Below are 21,957 nucleotides of genomic sequence, written 5' to 3'. Positions count from 1 at the left end.
ATTATTTAACACCCTTAAACGCTTTACCTATACCGTTTGCCACTGCTGCTGCCGTTACTTCGGCTAAATGATTATCTAGCCACGCCGCCCGGGCGAGGTTTTCGCTACTATCATCCTCACTTGGTAAATAGTAGCGGCGTAAGATTAAAAGCTGTTCAAGTGAATTTTTTTCAATCTTACTTACTCGCCGATTTAGTTTTTTACTTCAATTACCAAATCTGGCGCATATTGTTTGATAACTTTTTCAATAATCTGTAATGCTGCCCCGACATGGTTTTCTAAAATTTCGTTTAACTTCTCTTTATCTTCTGCTAACACAGTACGACGTAAAAAGTTGGTTGCGGGTGCAATTTTGTCGTTCATCGTGATATCGTTGATATACGTGTTATAAGCCAGCTTTGTTGGTTCGAATGTGATATCTGTGCCATTAATTGTTAGTGTGATTTTCATGTTGTACCTCTATTGTTTCTACTAAAGTGTTATGTCTCAGCGCACAATCGATATAAATACTGCGCCACTCAATTAATGCGTTTTGTATTGCTGCTGCTGAGTTGTTCTCAATTTTCGGCAATATTTCAACGCACTTTGTTAATGTGTTTTGTTGATAAAATTTGCTCGTAATCTGCTGTTTGTTTGTTGAACAGCTCGACAAAATCACGGCTAATGCAATTGCTGTTAGTAGCATTGCTAATAGTCTGCGTTTTTTTGTTATTTTGTCGTTCATACGTTTTTACCTGCTGTAGTTTAGTTTCTAGCTCTTGCGATTTATTATTAATAACTGATTGTTGTTGCTTTGCTTCAAAATTCAGCTTGTTTGTTTGTTTTAGTGATTTGCTATCATGTTGTAACGATGAAAAATAAACACCAAAACAAAAAATCAGTAATATAAATAAAGCAATAATCACTAGCCTATACTTACTCATTTGAACCCCAACGAGCTTTAACTGCCCGAACATCAACATGGGTAAATGTGCGGTATCGTCCGATCCCGAAATTTTCCGGACATTTTGCATCTAAATAATCAGCAACAGCAGACGGCGGAACGTTTTTTACTCTGATGTCAGCAGCGTTACCGAGCACGTGCTGGCTACTGGTTTTACCCCCAACGGCTTGATTATGTTTTTTGCAGCGGCATGCACTATTAACAAAAACAGGAGCATTAAAATGAGCACGAACATCTTCTAATACATCAATTAAAAGTGGATTTACATCATCAAAGCCGCAACCGCATTTACATGCAAATTCTGAGCGTTTAAAGTGTGCTGATAAATTCATTAATTTTTTCCTTTTTGTTTTTTATCAATGTAAGTAATAACAACCCATTCAATCAGTGAGTGCCCAAGAATACCGAGCAACGCCGCCGCGCCAACGACAACCAGCTGAGGTGCGTTTGGGTGAGGAATCATTATTAAACCGGAAATAAGAGACGAACCAGTACCTAGCAACGCTCGCCCAATAACTTTTCTCCAAGTGATCGCTTCGTCACCAGCGAGCAGCTTAGCTACACCGAGCATAAAGCCTACAAGCCCGATTTTTACTAATAATGATTCTTCATTAGTCATTGTTATAACCCATTAATAATTTAATAAATTACGTGTATCAGTTGCGGACAAATATGGTACGCCGTTAATACTGACAAAATCTGGGGACGTGACAATGTAATCGATAGTGTGAGTTGTCTCGTCGTCACTTGATTTATCTGCATTAAGCAGATCTGATATTTTTAATCTGCATCCAAACGCTTCTATTTTTTGACTTTCGTCGCCGGTATCCGCATAAAACATCAAATCAAAGTCTGGCAGATTACGAAATGAGCCAGCACTGCGAGCAAGATCAATCAATTTGTTAAAATATTTGCTCGAAAAAGTTAGCGCACCCTCGGCAGTTACTGAACCTGCAACGTACCCATCCGGAACGCCGTTTGTTGATGCTGCCGCGCTATTATCAGTAATCGATAGCGTCGCAGTTTTAACTTGAACTAATTCGCCGCCGATGTTGACATCGAACGATTTTCCCGTGATTCTTGAACCCATTTAATTACTCCTGTTATTGGTCTAATGAAGCATCAAGCATTAAGCTGATAGTGATTTGCATCGGAATATCACGCGTGCGCACAACCGCATAAATATCAACTGTTTTAGGTGTTTTCCACGTGATCACAATGTCGCCGTCCCGCGGTTTTTTAACCTCTCCGGGGAATTCAATGCCGTTTATTTGTGATGTGATTGACATCTCACGCATGGGCTTAGCAAAGTATTGCTGATGTACAGCTATCGAATTAGCTGAGCTATTGAATGATGCATCGGCAATTTTTGCGATCGCTAATAATCGAATTTTTCGAGCTACTTTATCGATAACGCGTACTGTCTCTGCTGATTGATAATCACCGCCCTCAACGTCTAGCGTTCTATCATCGGCCCAGTAAATGCCGTCGTAATCTGGATACCACATCGGCACACTGTAACGATTTGCGTTCAGTGTTTGCAGTGTGGCTAATGGCAATTCAATACCGGCGGAATCGACTGGCAAGGTGTCACGCCCTAAATTACTTACAGCGCCAGTTTTAACGCGTGCTAGCGCATCAGCAATGGTTACCGACCGATTGCATGAACGCCCGGCATTGACAAAAGGCTCGTTGCCAAAAATCATGGGTACAAGTGTAATTGCATATTCAGCAATACCGTTTTGTAGTGTTGCTAGTCGTGATTCATATTTTGCCCACGTTTCGTTAGCTTGTAGTCCCTCGACACCTAAAATAAATCTTACCCAGCGCCCGTACTTTGCAATTAAATTTTTGCGCAGACTAATGGCTTTATTGATTTCAGCTTTAGTATTGATATTTTCAGCATAAACAACCGCTTCATACGATCCGATTTTTTGAGCCTGCATTACTGCATCAGTCCAATCTTGCCCATCGTTTAAAATAGCAATACTTGCAAACCAGTTTTGCCCTGCGTTTTCTAATGCAGACAATATGCCTTTTTTTAGTGCGCTATCGTCATTGCCGAGCACGCCATTAAAATCAGTTTGTGCATTGACTGAAATAATTTGCCCTTTGTTTTTATTTGCATTGCCGATAAATAAAAATCGTCGCTCAACTTCATCTGTTTCACCTTGTAACAAATTAAGTTGATTAATTGTAATTGTTGGCCAAGTCATTTAATTTTTACCTCTTCATGTTTTGGGCTTTTACATCCCAGCCAAAGCTAATATTTTTAAGTTGTCGTTCTAATATTTTGGAAAATTCGTTATCAGTTATACCCATAAACGCACGGCTAGGGATTTTTACTGACCAAAATTGCTTAACTAGCTCATCGACCATTCTTTTTATTACTACCCCCGCCTGTGCTCTTGAATAATTTTCACTAAGCCACTTAACCGATGATTTAACTTCTTTTCCTTTTCTTGAGTGCGTATGTCCTAGCTCTCTTAATTTTTTAATTTGTTGTTTTGTAATCGAACCCTTTTTTTTGCTATTAGATTGCTTTTTAAATTGCTTAGCATTTTGTCGAATTGTCCGCCCATTTTGTTGCACATCAGCAACTACACCGATTGGGATATTTTTATCCGACGTGCTTTTATAATGTCCTTTAAAATAAAGTTTCACCGCTTCAATCGCCGGCATTTCTCTAACCGCTATATGTTTAGCTATTTTTTTCAAAAGCGGGCTTTTACGCTTGCCTTTCCTTTCTTTAAAATCAGAACCATTAAAGTCTTTCTGTTCTTTAATATTCCTTTTTATTGCCGGAATCATGCCCAGCTTTGCTATACGCCACAAAAGACGTTGTTTTTTCTTTGGTGGCATCTCAAGCTTTTTAATAGCTTCTTGTAACTCTTTTAGTTGAGTTTTGTTTAATTCGCCTTTAATTTGCATTAATATTCACCCCGTCGGGATGAACCCAAACGCTAGCAGCGCCCAAGCTATAGCGTTTATCCTTGTACGGTATTGATCCGCTTTCATCTTCGATCAGCGTGATATCTTCTGACAGCGGTACTGCAATCATTAAGTACGCTGTTTGTTCGTCATTTTCTGAAACATCGATATCAGGATTAACATTATCAAATTGCGTATCGTCCCGGTTTTTACTTTCAAGCCAACACATGACTAAAGCAAAAATCAAACATGGGTCATAAATTCGGTAAGGGAATTCGTCAAATGTTATTACTGCGTCGTATTTCAGTTTTGCGCATAAAAGTTGCTCCGTTGGCTGTTTTGTAACTAATTTAAATACGCGATCAATTTCTAAATTGTCCATAAATGAACTGAACTTTTGCCCACGATAAACAGCTACAGGCAGGTTATCTTTTAAAAATGTAGTTAACTCAGTAATCAAACTCATATCAGTGCAACCCCGCAACGGCGCAAACCCAGTAATTTACGTATTTCCCTTGTACTTTCTGCTAATAATGCCGTTCTCATTTCTTTTTGGCTTTCGCCGATTTTGTCATCTCGACTAGCAATACTGACAAACTCACCGAGCAGGTCGGCTTTGGCTCGTGCAAACACAGCTTTTTTATAAATAATCACTGTTGAAGAAACACCCTCAACGCTGACTACTCCGCAATCGCTTGCGTGGTTAATACCTTTTGATATTTGTATGTTTTTGTATTGTTCTAACGTCAAATTGATTTCAACAACCGCAGATACAATTGCATCACGTAATAACCGATCGTTAATGTTTGGTGACATAGCTCTATCAATCTGAAATTCAGATAAATCTAAATCTGGCCAGAACCCGTCATTGCTAATAACGATTGCTGATTGATTAAAATCTTGCCCACTAAACATAAAAATACCTTTAAAAAAGTGCCCGTACGCAAACTTTGAATATCAGCAAATCAATACTTAATTCTCATTTGCTGGGCACTGGCGTTGTGTGTAGTCTGTTATTTACTTAATGCGTTAATTCGTTGCTCAATATTGCCAAGCATGGTTTTAACGCCCACTTTGGCATAAATATTTTGCGCCTGAGTTAATAACTCTTTTGCCTGATTTAATACTTCGACGTTATCGATTGCTGTGGCTTTTGGTGCGCCGTTTTCATCACGCAATAGATATAAACCGGCGAACTTGTACCATTCCGCTTTATCTGATTCATATAATCGCCATTTGTTTTTAACAAGCTCAAATACCCGGCTAAAATATGGCTCGATTGAGTGACCATTAGCGGCAGTAGTTCCGATCCATTCGAACATAGCCCTAGCAACAAAACCGGATAATTTCATACTCCACGACTTTGGCGTATCTTGGTTTTGTTCTATCGCAATTTCTGCCCAGTCTAGCCCCTGATCGAACTGCTGAGTATCAAACAGCCAAACAATGCACCAAACAAAAATTGGGTTAGGGTAGACTTTACCCTCCTGTAAATATCGCTCAACTTTTGGCATCCATTTGGGTAACACAACGTTTAATTTGTATTCGTTACGCTCTGCCATGTCATTGCCGAAATTACGTAAGTATTCGATATCACGTTCTAGCTCAGCATTAACAATATGCAAGCTATCTTTTGAATCAACTAGCACCGCTTTTTCTTGGCTGATTTGTGCCACTTTTTCCCGGTGCTGTTGAAACGGTGATAAAACAACTGTCATAAATTTACCTTTTATTGAGCTGCCAGTAATAACTGGCAGCAGGACTAAACTTAAACAAATGAGATCGCACTTTCATCAATTGACACGTATAATTCAGGCACTTCTAAAGCGTAACCCTCGTTGCGCCAGTACTTGTTTTCGAACTGCTTACGGTCTTGAACATCTTCAGCGGCGCGGCGTCGTGAGCCTTTTTGCGTGTAGATGTGAAGATTTTTAAGCGTGGTTGCCACGATACGTTTACCAGGCATGAATGGCGGAACAAATGCTTTTTTACCTGCAATAATCGTATCAAGTTGAGCGGCGGCCAAGTTTTCGGTTGGTGTGTCAGCTTTGCTATATAAGCGGAATTGCTCACGGGCAAGCAAATCACTGCCGACTAAGATAACGATATTTGGATCGTTACGGCATTCAACCGGTAAATGATTAACCAAATCCGATGCCATAGCGTCTAATGTTTCATAACTACCGCCCGGGCCTAACGTGACCGGGGTTGTTAACACCTGAGATCCGCCGTTCCACTCTTTAGCGATTTGATGCCAGCCTTTGTTAACATCCTCACCATTCGGATACTGATCAGGATCGGAAGTATTTGCAACACTGACACCATTAAAGCCAATGCGAAGCATATCTAGTGCGAACTGCTTATCGATGAAATCTTGCATCATGCGGAAAAATTCACCCTCACCGCCGGAGTTAGCCCAGACGCTTAACGTAGCCCAATCTAATGCCGCACATGAGTCGGTTTCGCTTAGTTCGTAGGTGTTACCGTCTACGCCTAATTTTCTGATAAATCGACCGCCTGACTTTCGTCCCGTCAATAATTGAGAAGTACCCGTAACAACAACTTGCCCTTTCAGTTGATCAACGTCAAAACACGTTATCATTTGTAAAAACTCGGTGCTGTGTAAAATTGCCTCGCGGAGGCGGGTATCCATTGGATTCGATAACGAAAACTGCTTAGTAATATTCGTAACGCCGGCTTGCTTAGCTAGTGCCGTGCAATATTTTTGTATTAACTGTTCTGCTTTTTGATTTAACATGTGTTTATCTCGGTTTTAGTTTTATCTTGTGATTAAAGTACTTAGTGCAAATCAATGCGTACTTAGTGCAAATCAATGCTAAATGCTTGTGAACCAATACCCGGTTTTTGACTTACGGGGGTTTTCATCAATGCATTAAATTTATTTGTTAATGCTTTATGTTCTGCTTTGAGTTGCGCCATTTCTTTTTTAATTCGTGAAAACTCGGCATTGTCAGCCGCTTCTTCTGTTACTTCTTGAGCTTCCTCAATGTTATCGATTGCTTGTTCAGCTTTTTCTTGAATTTCTTCGGCTGTTGCTTGTGCTGCTTCGGCGTTCCCATTTTCAAGCTGTTCAATCAGTGTCTTATTTTGTTCTTGCAGTTCTGCAATTGTGCTCTTAGCTTCTTCAAGCTCGGCAAGCAATGCATCAATTTCGTCTTGTGTCATGCTAAAATTCTCTCTTTTAGTGAGTTTTGATAAATTAATTTTTTTATTTGGTAAGCAATTATTTTTTTCAGAATTAAATAGTAAAACCGGCTCAGCTCGAAACCCCTTTTTATTGGCTGAAAAAGCAAGCCGTGAAGTTCCTGTACTCGCCGGCTGATCGGTAGCAGCCAAGCCGACAAGGTAAAAATCGCCGTTTTCCGGAAAGTCGGGTAAAATTTCAATTGATGAATAAATTTTCTGTTCTTGTTCATTCATAGATTGAAAAATAGCGTTAGCACGTAAGCGAGCCATTAATCTTAGTTTTCCGTCTTTTTCCTCTAACTTTAATTCTTCAACCGTGCCCAAGTTAGCAGAAAATTGCCGCCAGAATGGCTCTTCATGCTCACACCAAACCAATGCCTGATATAATTCTGCACTATAATTTTTTACAACGCTTTCGAGCCATTCCCGCTTAATTTCTCGCCCATCGATTGTTTTGCCCTCTTGAGCAATGCATAACCAATCGCTGATTTTGATTTCTGCCATATTTTTAACTTGGTTGAATTGATTTAATTGATGTGAGTATGTTAACGGCTAGTAATTTAGTTTGCACGGCGTGCGTTTCGGATATAAAGCCTTTTCCGAAAAGGGTTTGATGAATGTTTTATGTGATTACTAGACAATAGTTACATGAGATACAATACCGAACTAATTAAAGCAGCGCAGGCGCTATATTTAAAGCGTCACACGCCAAAAGAGATAGCCAAATCGTTACATTTAAAAAATGTAAGGATCGTTTACTATTGGGCGGAAAAGTATAAATGGTCGTTACTATTAAGTGAGGAATCGGTCGAAGATGCGATCAATCGCCGACTAGCACTACTGATCGGACGAGATAATAAAAACGAGTTAGAGCTGCGAGAGATCGAAAACCTGGTAGCGCAGCATGTCAAATTAATTAATGCACGAGCTAAAACACAGCACAAACAAGAGCAAACCGAAACTACAGATAATATTAATGACAATAGTGAGCAACAGCAACAAAACGAAAAATCGGGCAAAAAGCCCCGACGACGTAAGAAGAATGATGTTTCACATATTACAAAAGAAGATTTTGATGATGTTGCTCAAACGCTGTTATATAAACATCAATTATATGTTAGAGAGCATAAAACAGCGTCACGCTATCGCTTTATTTTAAAAAGCCGCCAAATTGGTTTTACGTTCTATTTTGCATTCGAGGCGTTTGAAGATGCGGTATTGACGGGCAATAATCAAATATTTGTTTCATCATCAAAAGCGCAAGCCCGGGTTTTTTCAATGTACATAAAGCGGATCGCCGATGAGTTTTTTGGCGTTGAAATAAAAGGCGGTGACTTTATCACATTAAGCAATCATGCCAATTTAATTTTATGCGCCAACAATGTAAGCACAGCCCAAAGCTATAGCGGTAACGTCTATTTTGATGAAGTCTTCTGGATGTCCAAATTTATCGACCTGTACACCGGCGCCAAAGCTATGGCAACGCTAGGGGATTTTAGAATAACGTTATTTTCAACACCAAGCACTAAAGATCACCCATGTTATAAATTATGGTCGGGCGAAGAATGGAAAGACGGATCACAAAAACGGAAAAATATCGACTTCCCGGCCGATGAAACGCTGCGCATGAACGGCACAATCTGCCCCGATAAGTTTTGGCGTTTGCTGATCACTATGGAAGATGCAATCAAGCTAGGCTTTGATAAAGTTGATATTGATGATCTAAAAGATTCGAACAGTGCCCAAGCTTTTAAAATTCTGTATTGCTGTAAATTTGCTGAAAGCGGTAAGGGCGTTTTTGACTTTGAAAAATTACAAAAATGCATTACTGATGCAAGCAAATGGCAAGATTTAGACTTAAAAGCCGATCGACCTTTCGGCAATCGTGAAGTATGGGCAGGCTTTGACCCTAGTCGCACCCGTGATAATGCTACGTTTGTGCTAGTTGCTCCGCCGTTACACCCAGATGAAAAATTTCGGGTGCTAGCTATTTATCAATGGCGGGGTATGAATTTTAAATATATGGCAAACGAAATCAAAAAAATTAAAGAAAAATTTAACATTACTTATATTGGCATTGACATAACAGGGATCGGCTACGGTGTTTATGAACATATTAAAGAGTTTGCACGGCGTGAAGTTCGAGATATTCACTATAACGTAAATATCAAAAATCAATTGGTTTTAAAAATGGTCGATGTTGTCGAGGAGGGGCGAATTGAATGGGACGAGGAGCAAAAAACCTTAATCACGGCGTTTATGTCAATTGAACAACAAGCCACGGCCAAATCAAATCAGATCACATATGCCGCTAGCAGGACAGAACAAACAGGACACGCCGACGAATTTTTTGCTATAGCGCACGCGGTATTTAATGAACCATTAAACAACACTAAAAAACGTCAATCAAAATGGGTATTACAAAAATGATAAATCTGTTTAAACGAAAAAAAGCACAAAAAACCGCTCGAATGAGTTCAATTGCATTTGAACGGCCGGAAACCGTATTAACTGACCTAACTTATTATCATAATGCCCGTAATGAATATGAACGTGATTGTTATACGATCCCAATCGATAGGCTCGCCCTGTCACAACTACCGAATATTAACGCACAGCACGGCGGAATAGTGCAAGCAAGGCGTAACATGTTACTAAGCACGTACAAAAGTGGCGGATTAAGCAATATGCAAGCCATGTCGGCTTTTTTAGATTTAATTATATTTGGTGATTGTTATCTGCTAAAGCTGCGTAACGCCTTTGGTAATGTTGTGGGATTGACGCCGCTAATGTCGTTATATGTCAGAGCACAAAAAAACGATGATGAAAACGAAATAACTGGCTTTGTTTTCCCAAATAAAAATGAAACGATTATTTACCCGGTTGAAGATGTAATTCAAGTAAAAATGTCCGACACACAGCAACAAGTTTACGGTCTGCCTGATTATTTAGGTGGTGTAAATAGTGCCATGTTAAACAGTGAATCTACTATGTTTCGCCGTCGCTATTATAATAACGGGGCGCACATGGGCTACATTTTTTACGTTAACGACCCGAATATCACCGACGAAGTCGAAAATGAAATAAAAGAACGAATAGAAAACTCTAAAGGTGTTGGTAACTTTAAAAATATGTTTGTAAGTATTCCTGAAGGCAATCCCGACGGTATAAAATTGATTCCTGTTGGCGATCTAAACTCGGCCAAAGATGAATTTGCCAACATCAAGAACATTTCAGCACAAGACCTTTTAAATGCGCATCGTTTTCCTGCCGGACTTTCGGGTGTTATTCCGGCCAACGGATCAAATACAGGGGATGTTACTAAGTTACGCAAGAATTATATGGCAACTGAAACAAAGGTTTTGCAGGATTTAATCCGTGATTCAGTGAACAACGATCAAGACATCATTAATTCACCATTTTCTAATCGATTACTATTTGATTTTGAAGTAATTATCCCGCCAACTGATTAAAATATGTTATAATTGGCTCGTGTAGAACTTCCCGGAGAATAACATGAGCCGAACCCCGTTATTATTCTGTCCAGAATGCGGCCAAAAAGCCCGAATAACAAAAACTGCCCGCACTCACAAGCTGCTAAATTATCAATATTGTTCATGCTCAGATCCTGAATGCGGTTTGACATTTAGAATTAAATCGGAATTTGATAGAGTGTTAAGCCCGAGCGCAAAAGGACTAGATAGATTAAATGCTTATTTAGCCAGTCATGGCAATAATTCACAACTGGCTTTTGATGTGGTTAATCCTGCGTAGTTTTGTCAATTTCTTTCATTTTTAATAATATTTCATGCAACAAACATAAGCCGATTTTTATATCATTGTTTGATAACTCAGCATCAATCATTAATTTGTTTAAAAATTCGGCTTGCTCTAACTTAATGCTATTTATTGTTATTTGATCCATTCTTTCACCCTTTGTTAACTGTACATATATACAGTATATTTATACAGCTATCACTTGGCAAGAAAAAATTAAAAAAATGTGATCAATGTATAACTATCTGATTTTTATTACATAAAACCATATAAAGCATTTTAGCGGTAAACTGAACAAAATTGAATTTACCGCCCAAAAAATTCACTCAGTTTTATTCATATTGTTCTATTACTGAATGCAACAAATCCGCAATACAGCAAATTATAACCATAAAATCGGTGGGGGTTGAATGTGCATTGATGCAATTACGGGCAATCGTTTCGGCCTGTTCGATTTTTGCAAAATTATTAAGGTGGATGATAACGTTTTCTGATGTGTCAACTGTTGTAAGTTGGTTAAAGTTTTTCATAGTATTTTATCCGTTGATAATGTTTAAACAATCACCACCAACATGCCAATATTGGCGGTGAACTGAACAAGGTTGGCATTACCGCTCAACGAAACGGCGCTCCTTTCGAAGCCCTCGCTCAGTCCACCATAGAATAGGTATGACTAAGCACGCATAAAAATACCGCTGACGCGGCTTATACGTCGTTGAACTAACAAGATGCCAATCTTGACGTTAGATTTTGCTAACGTATTTTTACTATATATCGGTTTTAGTTTTATTGTCAACATGTGTATTTACCCTGTTTTATACTTAAACGTATATTATCCTGAAAGTTTTTTACAAAATTTAAAAACTCCACTCTATATCTGGCGGTATACCACTCCATTTTTGGCGTAAGTCGATTACGGCCAACTTGTCTTTAACCCATTTTATTAGCAATTTGTCACTAAACTTTAGTTCCCGACCCGCTAAAAGATGATTTAACTGATGAGAATTGTAATTTATTTGATGTTTTTTTAGCTCATTTATCACTTTTTCACGCCGATCGTCCTGCGGTGATTTTTTAACCTCCGTACAGTTATTGACAGAACTCCGAGCGTCGCTATCGCTCCTATTTTTAGAAACAACAGCCCACTTTATTAAACGAGTGCATATAAAAGAAGCTGTACCGATAATAGGGGAAAACACACCTTTTACTTTCTTGATATCTTCCTCAAATTGATTTTGTGCTTCTTCGTACGAAATCCTTACCCGTAAATCTTTGCGCTGTACCATAGCGCCGCCTTGTAATTGAGTGTAAGCCGCCCAGTCGCCCGCATCCGCTGCGGCCAAAACCGGATCGATTGCAGGGCTTTCGACTTTTTGACTGCCAAGTCTACGAAGTTCACGCCAAACCGTTACGGGTGCGCCGCCAATTTGTTGGAATTGACGAATACCCCAACGGCTAGCCCAAGCCGTTACGTTCTTTGCCATTTCTTTTAAGTTTTGTCCTGTTTCGTCATCGACCTCATTATCAAGCTGATAACCATCAATATTTTTAGAAATATATTTAGCAATGTAGCCCGTTGCCGATCCTTTCTCTTTTTCGATATTTTCAAACTTAAAGCGAGCATGCTGCGCACCCTGTTCGCCGCCGTCTTCTTCTAGTGCATAGGTTTGCATAATTTCATAAACCCGCTGTTTGTGTGCCGGTAGCATAAAAACTAAAATATGCCAATGCGGTGTGCCGTCATGATGCGGTTCGGCAACTCTAAACCCAAAAATTTTTATACGCTCTCTGTTTAGCTTTGCTCTAATTTTTGCCCACACGCCACATAAATAACGCTGCGTGTCCCGTGGTGTGCCGCCGTTCCAGTTTTTGACAAACCCACCTTTGGCATGTACCGCGTGATATTTTGACGGCGCAGTCAATGTTATAAATGCCCCCTCATAGCCGTACTCATCAGCAATATCTTCAAAGCCTCGCATACGGACCATTAATTCGCAACGACGGATTACTGGGTTGGCGTTTGATTTATCGACCTGTAAAACTAACTCGAACTGTTCGCCTGTTTCGGTATTTTCTATACATTGTTTTTTTAGCCATTCCCGATTTTTCCGTTTTTGCTCTTTCCATTCACCCACGCAGGTGCGACTTGCATAAGGGTTTGCGTGCTTTTGTACTTGTCCGGCAGCAATAGCTAAATGCTCACGCTGAAAGCCCCATGTCCGCTTTAATCTGCTTTTCCACCACTTATCATCTGATAATTTAGCTAGTGCGATAACAATTTGCTGTTCACTGATTTCACCTTTTTTATAATCAGCAAAGTAGGGTGCTGTAATTTTTAACGGCTTGAGTTGCTCTAATGCAAATTTATAGATAGCTAATTCATGGGCGTTATTGCTTAACTTAAATTCCTCGGTTTCTAAAAATTTGATAATGAGATTGTGCATATAGCCAGCAATCTTTCCGCCAAGTTCTTCAACGTCGATTTTGTCTAAGATTGGTAATTTCGATAATTGCTCATAAAATTCTTGTACAATCAGGCTTTTTCCAGCATTTTCGATTGCGTATTGCTGCTGTACTTCGGTACACCGAGTTAGCCCACAAGTGCGTAAATAGGTATTAGCAACTTTTGAGCCTTTTTCTTGATACAGCGTTGCATATTTGTGAGCAAAATAACCACCGATAAACTGCGGAGTATCACTAAAATACGGGTGAAAATAATCATACTCATGCGGTATCTGCTCCCAAAGTGGACGCTCAATAATAGTCAATTCTTTGGGCGGTCTGCGACTTGTGGCGTATTGTGATTTTGGTTGAATATATTTTGTTGGTAAAAACTTGCCAACCGTATCGTAAAAATCACGCATACCAGAAAGCAGGGCATGTTTAACCCTGTGATTTAATGTTGGTAAGTTTTGCGTGATTGTGGTCATGTTACTTTCTACGTTTTTTATTACGATTTTTCCGTGCTACCCGGCGAGCTTTTGCTATACCCGTGGGCGTGTGTGCGGTTTTATTTTTGCCTTTGCCTTTTTTCAATTTCGGCGGCTGCATAACGATCATTGAACGCTTCAAAGAGTTAGCAGCACGTAATAAATGTTTACATATATAATTGAACACAGTTACACCTCCCTAATTTTGATGATGATTGTTAAAGCATATCCGGCGTTAACACGCCAATAATCTCTTTTGCAGGTTTTCGATTACCATTAGCGGCAACTGACCTTGGTGCGTCGATTTCGTAGATTTCGAAATCACTAAAAATACCTCTTACTATTGCGTTGTTACTGTTTGATACGATCGCAGTTGCTCCACGTCTAACGGCATGAACCAGTAAATCACGTAACAATTTCGTAACTGGGTAATTAAATTTGTGGGGAGTGTAGCCAGTAAAAATATCGTTTTTAGTGCCCGAAATGTACGGCGGATCGCAATAAATAACGTCGCCTGCTTCGGCCATTTCTATCGACGCCCTAAAATCTGCCGCTATTAACGTAACTGGGACGGAGATCAGCTTATTGCTAAATGCGATTAGTTCAGCCTTGGGAAAGTAAACCTTTTTATATTTGCCGTGCGGTACATTAAATTCGCCTTTTTGGTTATAACGGCAAACGCCGTTAAAGCAATGGCGATTTAAATAGATAAATTCAGCAGCACGTTCTAACGTAAATGGTTGCGTTATATTGCAATTAAAGCGGCAGCGAACTTCATAAAAATCGATGTCACTATCAAATAATGATTGAGTAGTATTTATTAATTCGGCTAAATCATCACGTAGACAGCGATAAACGTTAATTAAATCACGGTTTTTATCAGCTAATATATAGCTACTATAATTTGTATTGATAAACACATTACCCGCCCCAACAAACGGCTCTATTAGCCGCTGGCCGTCTGGCATGTGAGGTAATAACTGAGGAATAAGCCGACCCTTACCGCCGACCCATTTTAAAAAGGATTTTTCTACACACATTTTTTGAGCCTTAAAAGATTTGGGGCTGATTGCCCCGATTGATTATTGATTGATGGATTTATTCTGTTTCGTCTTTTTTAACTTCAAACTCAATAATATGTACATCGTCGTCAATGTCTGAGTCATACAAGTCGACAGCTTCGCAAATGATCACCGCATCACCACATGCAAGGGCAAACTTTGGATTTTCTCTTAACGGTTTTGAATACTCTTTCGGTAGTGTAATTACCCGCATCTCATGATCTGCAATTAACTCAAATAGAGAATCTTCTACATTTATTATTTTGCGTGAATTAGATTTAAATTTCTCAAACATCTGTTTTCTCCTTTATTAATAATTTATTGCTCGTGCTTACCTTTTTGCTTCTAAAATCTGCTGACAATAGACACACAAACTACACCCCGGCACGGCGTCACGTCTTGCCTCCGGTATTGGCTCGCCGCATTCACAGCAATAAAGTGATGATTTGCCGGTGTAAACCTTTGCACTTGCATTTTTCACAGCCGCGGCGGCAACTGTTTCAATGTGTGCTTGTGCGATATCTGCTAAATCTGCCATTAGAAGTCACCCCGTTGCCCTGACCGCATGACTTCGGCTTCTTGTTCTAAAAGGTCGGCTGACTGGGTCGGGCTTAAGTCATAAGTTCGAATAAAAGCCGCCAAGCGTTCCAGCTTTGCCGTAAATACGTCACAAAGTCCGCTTTTTGTTTCTTCTTTTGCCTGATTTAAGGCTTGCAGTAATGCATCGCCTTTAAGTGTTGTCATGTTCATTTATGCCACCTTTTTAGTTTCTTTTTTAAAATCTTCTTCTTCACATAATGCGAATGCATCAATAATTGCTTGCAATCGACGTAAACCTTTCTTTAAGTCGTCGACTTCTTTATCTGTCAGATTGTCATATTGCATTTGCCAAGCATGAGTAAATTGACTATCTGAGTTATAAATTTCAGTTGTGCGCAATTCGATGCCCGACGCACTAAGTAACAACCGTTTTTGACCTGGTTTTAAATTGTTAAAAGCTGAACGGGCAAGGCTGCGTTTGCCGCTTAAAATGTGATTGAACTCACGGATTAAACTGCGTGGCTCAATGGTTTGATTATTTTGCATTGTGTTCATGTACCCCCCCCTGCAATGGCTAGGATTGAGTGCGCCTAGCCTCGCACTTCTTTTTTGTTCCCCAACAAAAAAAGAACCTGTTATAATCAAATTCCCCAACAAAAAGAGGAAATAAAATGTCGTACGAAGTTAAAAATGCTGTTCTTAGCGGCTCAGATGAAGTTATTGCCTTAAAATTAGCTTTGTCTGTGCTCGCTAATAAATTATTGTCAAAAAAGGATGTTGAAGATCTTGCTAGTCAATTGAGAAACACGCAGATTCAACAATGCATTTTGTTAGCCGATGAAATCGAACAATTCAAACAGGCCGACAAGGATTTATCACGACTGAATCAACTCTTGTAAAATTATTTGTATAGTGTTTGTCCACTACTTCAAAAGCCCGTATTAGTTCTTCCGCAAGGAAAATCGGGGTTAGGTGCAGATTTTCTGCACTTTTTAATATTGCTTGCTTTATCATTCTGCATTCCCAATCAGCAATCGATTCATGTTCAAACATAATTACCCCTTTTATTGATTTGATTAATCCGCAATTAGTTTTTTATGCAACTTAATTACTTGCCCGTTTGATTTTTCAATCCAACCTTTCGGGTTGTGCGTGTTGATTTGAATATCGATCGGGGTTGGTTGCTGCGTGGTCTTTTTTAAATAGAATGAGTTAGCCATTGCTTAAACCTCAAAAATTAAATTGATTCGTTTTTTACTTTCCATTGCCGCACCCGCTGAGATATCGAACATATTAATCAGCGTACGGGTACGGCTTGATTTTTCTGAAACAGGTTTCTTCTTGACCGGAAGCTCCCCTTTTTTGACATATTTTTTAACTGTTTCAAGAGGTAAACCGGAAAGCTCAGCATAGCGTTCGACAGTTACCCAAGGTCCAAACTTTAAAGTTATTGAAATTGGTTCGCTCATAGTGCATTATGTCCTTTTTGGAATTATTGACCTTTATTGACCTTTACGAGTGTCCGTTTCGGATTGTTTTATATATTACTATCCGTATCGGAGGCGTGTCAATACTCCGAATCGGATTTTTTTGAGTTTTACGGGTGATTTATGGATACTGAAAATGAATGCAAAAAAATAATAAATAGAATGGTTTTCGCCTATGGAGCAAAAACAGTTAAGTCACTAAGCGAACTACTTGGGACTACTGTCAGTGTTATAGGTAATAGAGTCGCAAGAAATTCAATTCCATATGATTTAATAGTTAAATGCTCAATAGATACAGGCGCAAATTTGCAATGGGTTCTAACTGGCGAGGGTGAGCCAAACATCGACGGTATCAAAACAGAAAAAAAATCAATTGAACTATCAAGCGAAGCGTTGGAAAAACTAGAACGAATTGCAGCACTAAAAAACAGTGGTGCTATTACTGATGATGAGTATCAGTTATTAAAGAGTAGTATTTTTAAGGTTGGTTAATTTACGATTTATTTGACTATTGGAAATTAGGAAAAATAATGAAAAAAAAATTTAAAGCTTATACACCAATAACTAAAAAACAAATTGATGCTGTATGGCGGAGCAAAACAACACTATTTATTCTAGATACAAACATTTTATTGAATTTATATAGTTATCGTAAGAAGACTCAAGATGACTTTTTTAAAATACTTGAAAAATTGAAAAGTAATATTTGGATTCCATATCATGTAATGCTTGAATATCATAGAAATAGACTAAAAGTCATTAATGATAAAGAGAACACCATTAACGAAATAATTAAACGGTGTAATGATATGCGTTTAGAATTTCCCAACGATATGTTTGAAAAAAAAGAAGAAAAAGATATTTCATCAGCATGCAAAGATTTTAGCCGTAAATACCCAGACTTAAAAACTGATTGGAATAATATTAAGGAAGTTATTAATAAGGACTTTTCTAAAAAAAAAGAAGAGTATATTAAAAAAATAAAGCAGGTAACAGATAACGATGTTGGTATTAACAATCATGATAAAATATATGATTCATTAATGGAAATACTTAAATTCGTTGGTACCGCTTACGATAAAGGTTTTATAGAAGACATTAAAAATAAAGGTAAAGAGCGCTATAAGCATAAGCGACCGCCTGGTTATAAAGATGCAACTAAAGATCAATCTGAAGATAATGTTTACTATCATAATGGATGTGCGATTCCTTACAAATATGGAGATCTTATTATTTGGGAGGAAATAAAACGGTATGTAAAGAATGAAAAAGCCAAGTTGTTTGAAATAAAAAATATAGTGTTTGTAACCGATGATAATAAGGAAGACTGGGTTCAGAAACATTACAGTGGAGATAAAACAATATCGGTGGCAAGATATGAGTTATTTGATGAATTACTCATGGACGCTAAGCATATTAGTCATTTTCTTATTGCTGATTCAGAAAGTTTTGTTGAACAAAGTAATAATACTTTCAATTTAGAATTAAATGATGATTCAGTTAATGACATTAAAAATACTGCTAATAATTTAAAAAGATTGATTTTAGAAAGAGCTGCCTTTGAAATTTCTAATAGCCGTTCAGAAAAAAAACCAGATAGTTTAGATTCAGAAGATTTTAAGCCGCCTTCCAATCCAGAAAATACAAAATTATCTTTTTTCCAAAGAGAAAGGTTTAATTTAATGCAATCAATAAAAGCCACGAAAAGAGATATTCGTGTTACGGAAATGTTGTTATTAGAACCTCGATCTAGAGAAGATGAAATTAGATATCGCAGACGTTTATTAAGGCTTGAAGAACAATTATTATATTATTCAAAACAGTTAGATGACTTAGTAGAGTTTTATATACCTACCAAAGTTAGACCTAAAGAAGAATAAAGTGCATGACAGTACGCAAGCAATCTAACGGCAAATGGCTGTTTGAAAAATATTTAGACGGTGGCAGGCGCATTCGTAAAACGTTCGCAACTAAAGGCGAGTATTTTTAATAAATAATAAAAAAGAGGAAGGAAATAAAATGATTGATTACAAAACAGCAACAAAAGCCGAATTATTAGCCGAATTTGAACGATTAAAAAAAATATCTCATGATGACGGTTTTTTTACTAAAAAAGAATTTTTACACTTTCCGCAAATCGCAATGCCAAACGAGACGCCGATCGGTATATCATCGGGAAGCATGGACGGTAAAACATGGTTGATTATTTTAACTAATCAACGAGTAATATTTTTAGATAAAGGCATGTTTTTTGGATTGAAACAAGTTGCATTAGATTTAAGTCACATTTCATCAGTTGGCGGAGAAACTAAATTACTATTTGGTGAAATCACGATCGCCGCCGACGGACACACGTACACGGTCGAAAACGTCTCAAAAAAAGGTGTGGTACCGTTTACCAATATGATTAAGCAAGCAATAGAAGCACTAAAACAAAGCAAAGAACAAAGCGCAAACAACCACGCCCAACAACCCGCAACCAATAATAATGACCCATTCGAACAATTAGAACGCTTAGCATCATTAAAAGAAAAAGGCATTATAACAGAAGAAGAATTCCAAGCACAAAAGGCTAAAATTCTGGGATGAGTGTACGCAAGCAATCCAACGGCAAATATTTAGATGGCGGCAGGCGCATTCGTAAAACGTTCGCAACCAAAGGCGAGGCACTTGCCTATGAAAGCTATAAAGCGGCCACAAAACCGTAGTGCTATTACTGATGATGAGTATCAGTTATTAAAGGCGAGTATTTTGAAGTAAGGTTTATTTTGTACAGATTAAATTTAAAACAAGCATATTGCAGCTAAGAGTGATTTGTTTTATAGTAGTCAAGTACTATTTTTTATCCTCTTACAATGGAGTCCAAAATGGCAAAGAAAAATACATTAAATAAAGCAAACTTAAACAAGGAAGCTTTAGATTTATTTATTTCTGTCACAAAGGACATTGAAGAAACAGAAAAGCGTTTAGAACAAAAACGCAAAAAGTTTGAAGAGGTTAAAAAAAATGGAGCGTTCGGAACAACTCACCGATTCACTTTATGATTTTATCTATATAGACACTCACAAATCAAAAATCCTTTTAGCTCAAATTGAATCTAATGGGATTATTACTCAAATCAAAAACAGATACGAGCAACAAGAAACATCCGAAAGTAAAGCTGTTCTTAATACGGTCATTGGTTTTGAAAAAAATAGAGATAACTCAAACACGGAATCAACAGAGCAATCTTTCGATACAGCCTTATCTGTTCACTTGAGACTACTGCATAAATTAAGCGAACAACAAAGAATAAATAAAAATATCAATAAATCGAAAGTCGGCGATATTATTTTGTTTACCGGCTTGGTTGAGATTTTTGATATATCCACAATTAAACAGCTAATTACGTCCGGATCTCTGGATCGGTTAAAAAAAGACAAACACTGGAAAGAAATTGCTGGTTTTATCAAAGTTATTCCCGCAACAGTTCAATTCACGTTTAAAGATGAAAATGAAAACAGGGCATGGATGACATTACCCGATCATAACCTACTTATGCCTTCTAGTGAACTTCTATTGAAATACGGGAATGGTTTAGAAGGGGTTTGGTCTGTTATTGGAATATTAGATTCATTACCAGGTGAAGTGAATAGGGGTTTTGTTGAAAACAGGAAGTATATAGCTGACTTAGGCGACATATCCAATCATTTTAAAGCAATGGTAGGGAAACATCGCGAAAATTTTGGTATTACGCCTTTAATGATATTTAGACAAATCGGCTAAATTAAGTCGTCACAGCTAGACATAGATCGCAATTTGTATTAGTATTATGTGCAATTGTACCCTGTCCTCTAATCTCGGATTCACGTGCTTAATTGAGCAAAGAGCAGTTATGGCAGGGCCTTCTAATCACATCAAACAAATCAACTAACCTAGCTGTATAACACTAAATCATCATTTATATAAATTTGATTACGAGTATTATGCATGTCTATCAGAAAACAAAAAAACAAATGGCTATTTGAAAAATATTTAGATGGCGGCCGCCGCATCCGCAAAACATTTGCAACAAAGGGCGAAGCGCTTGCCTATGAAAGCTATATCGAAGAACAAGCAATCACAAAGCCTTGGATTGCTGAAAAGCAAGATCGGCGGCGTTTGTCTGACTTAGTGAATACGTGGTATTTATCACATGGAAAAACACTAGCGGACGGCGAGAGAGAAAAGCGGATATTAGACTTTATTTGTGAAAGCCTAGGGGATCCGCTTGCCGATAACTTCACTACAAAGGATTTTACAAATTATAGACAAAAGCGATTAAGCGGTGAAATTTACAGAGTAAAATCTAAACAAACAGTATCAAAAAGGACATTGAACTTAGAGCTTGTTTATTTACGCTCCGTCTTTAATGAGCTAAAAAGACTTGGAGAGTGGGACAAGCCAAATCCCTTGGAAAATATAAAACAGTTCAAAACAACAGAGCAAGAAATGGCGTACTTTACAGCAGAGCAGATCGATGCTGTGCTAACAGAAGCTGCGTTAAGCACAGATAAAGAACTGTTACTTAAAGTAAAGATAGGGTTGTCAACTGGGGCGCGCTGGTCTGAAATATGCGATCTGACGTCGTCACAAATAAAAGACGGTCGTATTACATTTATCAAAACTAAAGGGCGGCGTAATCGTTCAGTGCCGATAACCCAAGAATTACAGAATGAACTGCCAAAAACAAAAGGCAAGTTATTTAAATGCACTATTAGCGATAAATACTTTCGAAAGATGATCGAAAAATGCGGCATTGAATTACCTGATGGGCAATTAACGCATGTACTACGCCACACTTTTGCTAGCCATTTTATGATGAACGGGGGCAATATCTTGGTACTACAAAAAATACTTGGGCATACTGATATTAAAGTCACAATGCGTTACGCTCACTTTGCACCCGATCACTTGGAGGAAGCAGCGGCATTAAATCCACTAATTAAACGCTAAAAAATGGCGGTAAAATGGCGGTCGAGTTGCCCCTTATCGACCATTAAAGACCTTTATTGACATTGTAAAATATTGATTTATTTATAAGTTGTTGTTTTTTAATGTGT

General features: G+C 38.2%; 34 protein-coding genes and 1 pseudogene. 11 read left to right on the top strand and 24 right to left on the bottom strand.

Going from position 1 to position 21,957, the window contains the following annotated elements; all coding sequences use genetic code 11:
• Position 1 precedes the first annotated feature (1 nt).
• The 13 genes from A9G44_RS13925 to A9G44_RS01985 form a co-directional block, all read right to left on the bottom strand.
• On the bottom strand, positions 2-145 hold the full coding sequence (locus tag A9G44_RS13925; protein ID WP_442902920.1) for a DUF6890 family protein: 144 nt from the start codon (positions 143-145) through the stop codon (positions 2-4).
• 47 nt (positions 146-192) lie between these two features.
• Positions 193-450, bottom strand: coding sequence for a putative phage tail assembly chaperone (locus A9G44_RS02040; RefSeq protein ID WP_065609045.1), 258 nt, complete (start codon positions 448-450; stop codon positions 193-195).
• Between the two features lie 125 nt (positions 451-575).
• The gene (locus tag A9G44_RS02035) at positions 576-923 is read right to left on the bottom strand and encodes a hypothetical protein (RefSeq protein ID WP_065609044.1); all 348 of its coding nucleotides are present in this window, start codon (positions 921-923) and stop codon (positions 576-578) included.
• On the bottom strand, positions 916-1,275 hold the full coding sequence (locus A9G44_RS02030) for a D-Ala-D-Ala carboxypeptidase family metallohydrolase (protein ID WP_065609043.1): 360 nt from the start codon (positions 1,273-1,275) through the stop codon (positions 916-918). The genes A9G44_RS02035 and A9G44_RS02030 overlap by 8 nt, the downstream gene beginning before the upstream one ends.
• Positions 1,275-1,562, bottom strand: a complete 288-nt coding sequence (locus tag A9G44_RS02025) for a hypothetical protein (RefSeq protein WP_065581744.1) — start codon at positions 1,560-1,562, stop codon at positions 1,275-1,277. Before A9G44_RS02025 ends, A9G44_RS02030 begins: the two co-directional genes overlap by 1 nt.
• Before the next feature lie 12 nt (positions 1,563-1,574).
• Positions 1,575-2,033, bottom strand: coding sequence for a phage protein (locus tag A9G44_RS02020; protein WP_065609042.1), 459 nt, complete (start codon positions 2,031-2,033; stop codon positions 1,575-1,577).
• Positions 2,034-2,046: 13 nt separating this feature from the next.
• Positions 2,047-3,159 carry a DUF2586 domain-containing protein gene (locus A9G44_RS02015; protein ID WP_065609041.1) on the bottom strand — a complete coding sequence of 371 codons (1,113 nt, stop codon included), beginning with the start codon at positions 3,157-3,159 and terminating at the stop codon, positions 2,047-2,049.
• 7 nt (positions 3,160-3,166) lie between these two features.
• On the bottom strand, positions 3,167-3,874 hold the full coding sequence (locus tag A9G44_RS02010; protein WP_065609040.1) for a hypothetical protein: 708 nt from the start codon (positions 3,872-3,874) through the stop codon (positions 3,167-3,169).
• Positions 3,864-4,340, bottom strand: a complete 477-nt coding sequence (locus A9G44_RS02005; RefSeq protein ID WP_065609039.1) for a phage tail protein — start codon at positions 4,338-4,340, stop codon at positions 3,864-3,866. The genes A9G44_RS02010 and A9G44_RS02005 overlap by 11 nt, the downstream gene beginning before the upstream one ends.
• On the bottom strand, positions 4,337-4,789 hold the full coding sequence (locus tag A9G44_RS02000) for a head completion/stabilization protein (RefSeq protein ID WP_065609038.1): 453 nt from the start codon (positions 4,787-4,789) through the stop codon (positions 4,337-4,339). The genes A9G44_RS02005 and A9G44_RS02000 overlap by 4 nt, the downstream gene beginning before the upstream one ends.
• A 98-nt stretch (positions 4,790-4,887) precedes the next feature.
• Positions 4,888-5,592: a phage terminase small subunit gene (gene gpM, locus A9G44_RS01995; protein WP_065609037.1), complete on the bottom strand. Its 705-nt coding sequence runs from the start codon at positions 5,590-5,592 to the stop codon at positions 4,888-4,890.
• Positions 5,593-5,642: 50 nt separating this feature from the next.
• Positions 5,643-6,632, bottom strand: a complete 990-nt coding sequence (locus A9G44_RS01990) for a phage major capsid protein, P2 family (RefSeq protein ID WP_065575923.1) — start codon at positions 6,630-6,632, stop codon at positions 5,643-5,645.
• Between the two features lie 62 nt (positions 6,633-6,694).
• Complete coding sequence (locus A9G44_RS01985; RefSeq protein WP_065609036.1) at positions 6,695-7,585, bottom strand: GPO family capsid scaffolding protein; 891 nt, start codon at positions 7,583-7,585, stop codon at positions 6,695-6,697.
• Between the two features lie 144 nt (positions 7,586-7,729).
• Here A9G44_RS01985 and A9G44_RS01980 point away from each other — a divergent pair, with 144 nt between their 5' ends.
• Genes A9G44_RS01980 through A9G44_RS01970 form a run of 3 tightly spaced genes read left to right on the top strand, consistent with a single transcriptional unit; the run spans position 7,730 to position 10,855 of the window.
• On the top strand, positions 7,730-9,511 hold the full coding sequence (locus A9G44_RS01980) for a terminase large subunit domain-containing protein (protein WP_065609035.1): 1,782 nt from the start codon (positions 7,730-7,732) through the stop codon (positions 9,509-9,511).
• Positions 9,508-10,554 carry a phage portal protein gene (locus tag A9G44_RS01975; protein WP_065609056.1) on the top strand — a complete coding sequence of 349 codons (1,047 nt, stop codon included), beginning with the start codon at positions 9,508-9,510 and terminating at the stop codon, positions 10,552-10,554. Before A9G44_RS01980 ends, A9G44_RS01975 begins: the two co-directional genes overlap by 4 nt.
• 43 nt (positions 10,555-10,597) lie before the next feature.
• Positions 10,598-10,855 carry an ogr/Delta-like zinc finger family protein gene (locus A9G44_RS01970; protein WP_065609034.1) on the top strand — a complete coding sequence of 86 codons (258 nt, stop codon included), beginning with the start codon at positions 10,598-10,600 and terminating at the stop codon, positions 10,853-10,855.
• On the opposite strand, the gene A9G44_RS13435 is transcribed toward A9G44_RS01970, so the two are convergent.
• The 9 genes from A9G44_RS13435 to A9G44_RS01930 form a co-directional block, all read right to left on the bottom strand.
• Positions 10,842-11,006 carry a hypothetical protein gene (locus A9G44_RS13435; RefSeq protein WP_176701999.1) on the bottom strand — a complete coding sequence of 55 codons (165 nt, stop codon included), beginning with the start codon at positions 11,004-11,006 and terminating at the stop codon, positions 10,842-10,844. The genes A9G44_RS01970 and A9G44_RS13435 overlap by 14 nt on opposite strands.
• Before the next feature lie 184 nt (positions 11,007-11,190).
• Entirely contained in the window at positions 11,191-11,388 is a 198-nt protein-coding gene (locus A9G44_RS01965; RefSeq protein WP_065581732.1) for a hypothetical protein, read from the bottom strand.
• 327 nt (positions 11,389-11,715) lie between these two features.
• Positions 11,716-13,788, bottom strand: coding sequence for a replication endonuclease (locus A9G44_RS01960; RefSeq protein ID WP_065609033.1), 2,073 nt, complete (start codon positions 13,786-13,788; stop codon positions 11,716-11,718).
• A 1-nt stretch (position 13,789) separates the two neighbouring features.
• The gene (locus A9G44_RS01955; protein WP_065609032.1) at positions 13,790-13,975 is read right to left on the bottom strand and encodes a hypothetical protein; all 186 of its coding nucleotides are present in this window, start codon (positions 13,973-13,975) and stop codon (positions 13,790-13,792) included.
• Between the two features lie 31 nt (positions 13,976-14,006).
• Entirely contained in the window at positions 14,007-14,828 is an 822-nt protein-coding gene (locus A9G44_RS01950; protein WP_065609031.1) for a DNA adenine methylase, read from the bottom strand.
• 58 nt (positions 14,829-14,886) lie between these two features.
• Positions 14,887-15,144 (bottom strand): hypothetical protein, encoded by a 258-nt coding sequence (locus tag A9G44_RS01945; protein WP_065609030.1) that lies wholly within the window; start codon positions 15,142-15,144, stop codon positions 14,887-14,889.
• Positions 15,145-15,180: 36 nt separating this feature from the next.
• Positions 15,181-15,387: a TraR/DksA C4-type zinc finger protein gene (locus A9G44_RS01940; RefSeq protein ID WP_065609029.1), complete on the bottom strand. Its 207-nt coding sequence runs from the start codon at positions 15,385-15,387 to the stop codon at positions 15,181-15,183.
• A complete protein-coding gene (locus A9G44_RS01935; protein ID WP_065609028.1) occupies positions 15,387-15,599 on the bottom strand; it encodes a DUF2732 family protein in 213 nt (70 codons plus the stop codon). Before A9G44_RS01935 ends, A9G44_RS01940 begins: the two co-directional genes overlap by 1 nt.
• Positions 15,600-15,944, bottom strand: coding sequence for a hypothetical protein (locus A9G44_RS01930; RefSeq protein ID WP_065609027.1), 345 nt, complete (start codon positions 15,942-15,944; stop codon positions 15,600-15,602).
• Between the two features lie 116 nt (positions 15,945-16,060).
• Here A9G44_RS01930 and A9G44_RS01925 point away from each other — a divergent pair, with 116 nt between their 5' ends.
• Entirely contained in the window at positions 16,061-16,288 is a 228-nt protein-coding gene (locus tag A9G44_RS01925) for a hypothetical protein (protein ID WP_065609026.1), read from the top strand.
• Between the two features lie 177 nt (positions 16,289-16,465).
• On the opposite strand, the gene A9G44_RS13430 is transcribed toward A9G44_RS01925, so the two are convergent.
• Both A9G44_RS13430 and A9G44_RS01920 read right to left on the bottom strand, forming a co-directional pair.
• Complete coding sequence (locus tag A9G44_RS13430) at positions 16,466-16,609, bottom strand: hypothetical protein (RefSeq protein ID WP_179854789.1); 144 nt, start codon at positions 16,607-16,609, stop codon at positions 16,466-16,468.
• A 3-nt stretch (positions 16,610-16,612) separates the two neighbouring features.
• Entirely contained in the window at positions 16,613-16,858 is a 246-nt protein-coding gene (locus A9G44_RS01920; RefSeq protein WP_065609025.1) for a hypothetical protein, read from the bottom strand.
• A 141-nt stretch (positions 16,859-16,999) separates the two neighbouring features.
• On the opposite strand from A9G44_RS01920, the gene A9G44_RS01915 reads away from it, so the two are divergent.
• The 7 genes and pseudogenes from A9G44_RS01915 (at position 17,000) to A9G44_RS01895 (ending at position 21,850) form a co-directional block, all read left to right on the top strand.
• Positions 17,000-17,368: a helix-turn-helix transcriptional regulator gene (locus A9G44_RS01915; protein ID WP_065609024.1), complete on the top strand. Its 369-nt coding sequence runs from the start codon at positions 17,000-17,002 to the stop codon at positions 17,366-17,368.
• A 38-nt stretch (positions 17,369-17,406) separates the two neighbouring features.
• A complete protein-coding gene (locus tag A9G44_RS01910) occupies positions 17,407-18,756 on the top strand; it encodes a PIN-like domain-containing protein (protein ID WP_065609023.1) in 1,350 nt (449 codons plus the stop codon).
• A gap of 139 nt (positions 18,757-18,895) precedes the next feature.
• Complete coding sequence (locus A9G44_RS01905) at positions 18,896-19,465, top strand: PH domain-containing protein (protein WP_065609022.1); 570 nt, start codon at positions 18,896-18,898, stop codon at positions 19,463-19,465.
• Positions 19,462-19,563, top strand: a pseudogene (locus tag A9G44_RS13780) (site-specific integrase); the annotation flags it as partial. The gene A9G44_RS01905 and the pseudogene A9G44_RS13780, both read left to right, overlap by 4 nt.
• Positions 19,564-19,743: 180 nt before the next feature.
• Positions 19,744-19,920 carry a hypothetical protein gene (locus tag A9G44_RS13425; protein WP_179854788.1) on the top strand — a complete coding sequence of 59 codons (177 nt, stop codon included), beginning with the start codon at positions 19,744-19,746 and terminating at the stop codon, positions 19,918-19,920.
• Positions 19,883-20,641, top strand: a complete 759-nt coding sequence (locus A9G44_RS01900; protein ID WP_065609021.1) for a DUF6414 family protein — start codon at positions 19,883-19,885, stop codon at positions 20,639-20,641. The genes A9G44_RS13425 and A9G44_RS01900 overlap by 38 nt, the downstream gene beginning before the upstream one ends.
• A gap of 204 nt (positions 20,642-20,845) precedes the next feature.
• Positions 20,846-21,850: a phage integrase gene (locus A9G44_RS01895; protein ID WP_065609020.1), complete on the top strand. Its 1,005-nt coding sequence runs from the start codon at positions 20,846-20,848 to the stop codon at positions 21,848-21,850.
• Positions 21,851-21,957: the final 107 nt, after the last annotated feature.

Source organism: Gilliamella sp. Occ4-3 (genome assembly GCF_001690675.1).
In the GTDB taxonomy this organism is placed as follows: Bacteria; Pseudomonadota; Gammaproteobacteria; order Enterobacterales; family Orbaceae; genus Gilliamella; species Gilliamella bombi.
The sequence above is the reverse complement of the archived record's forward strand: the minus strand, read 5'-3'. Positions and strand labels throughout refer to the sequence as shown.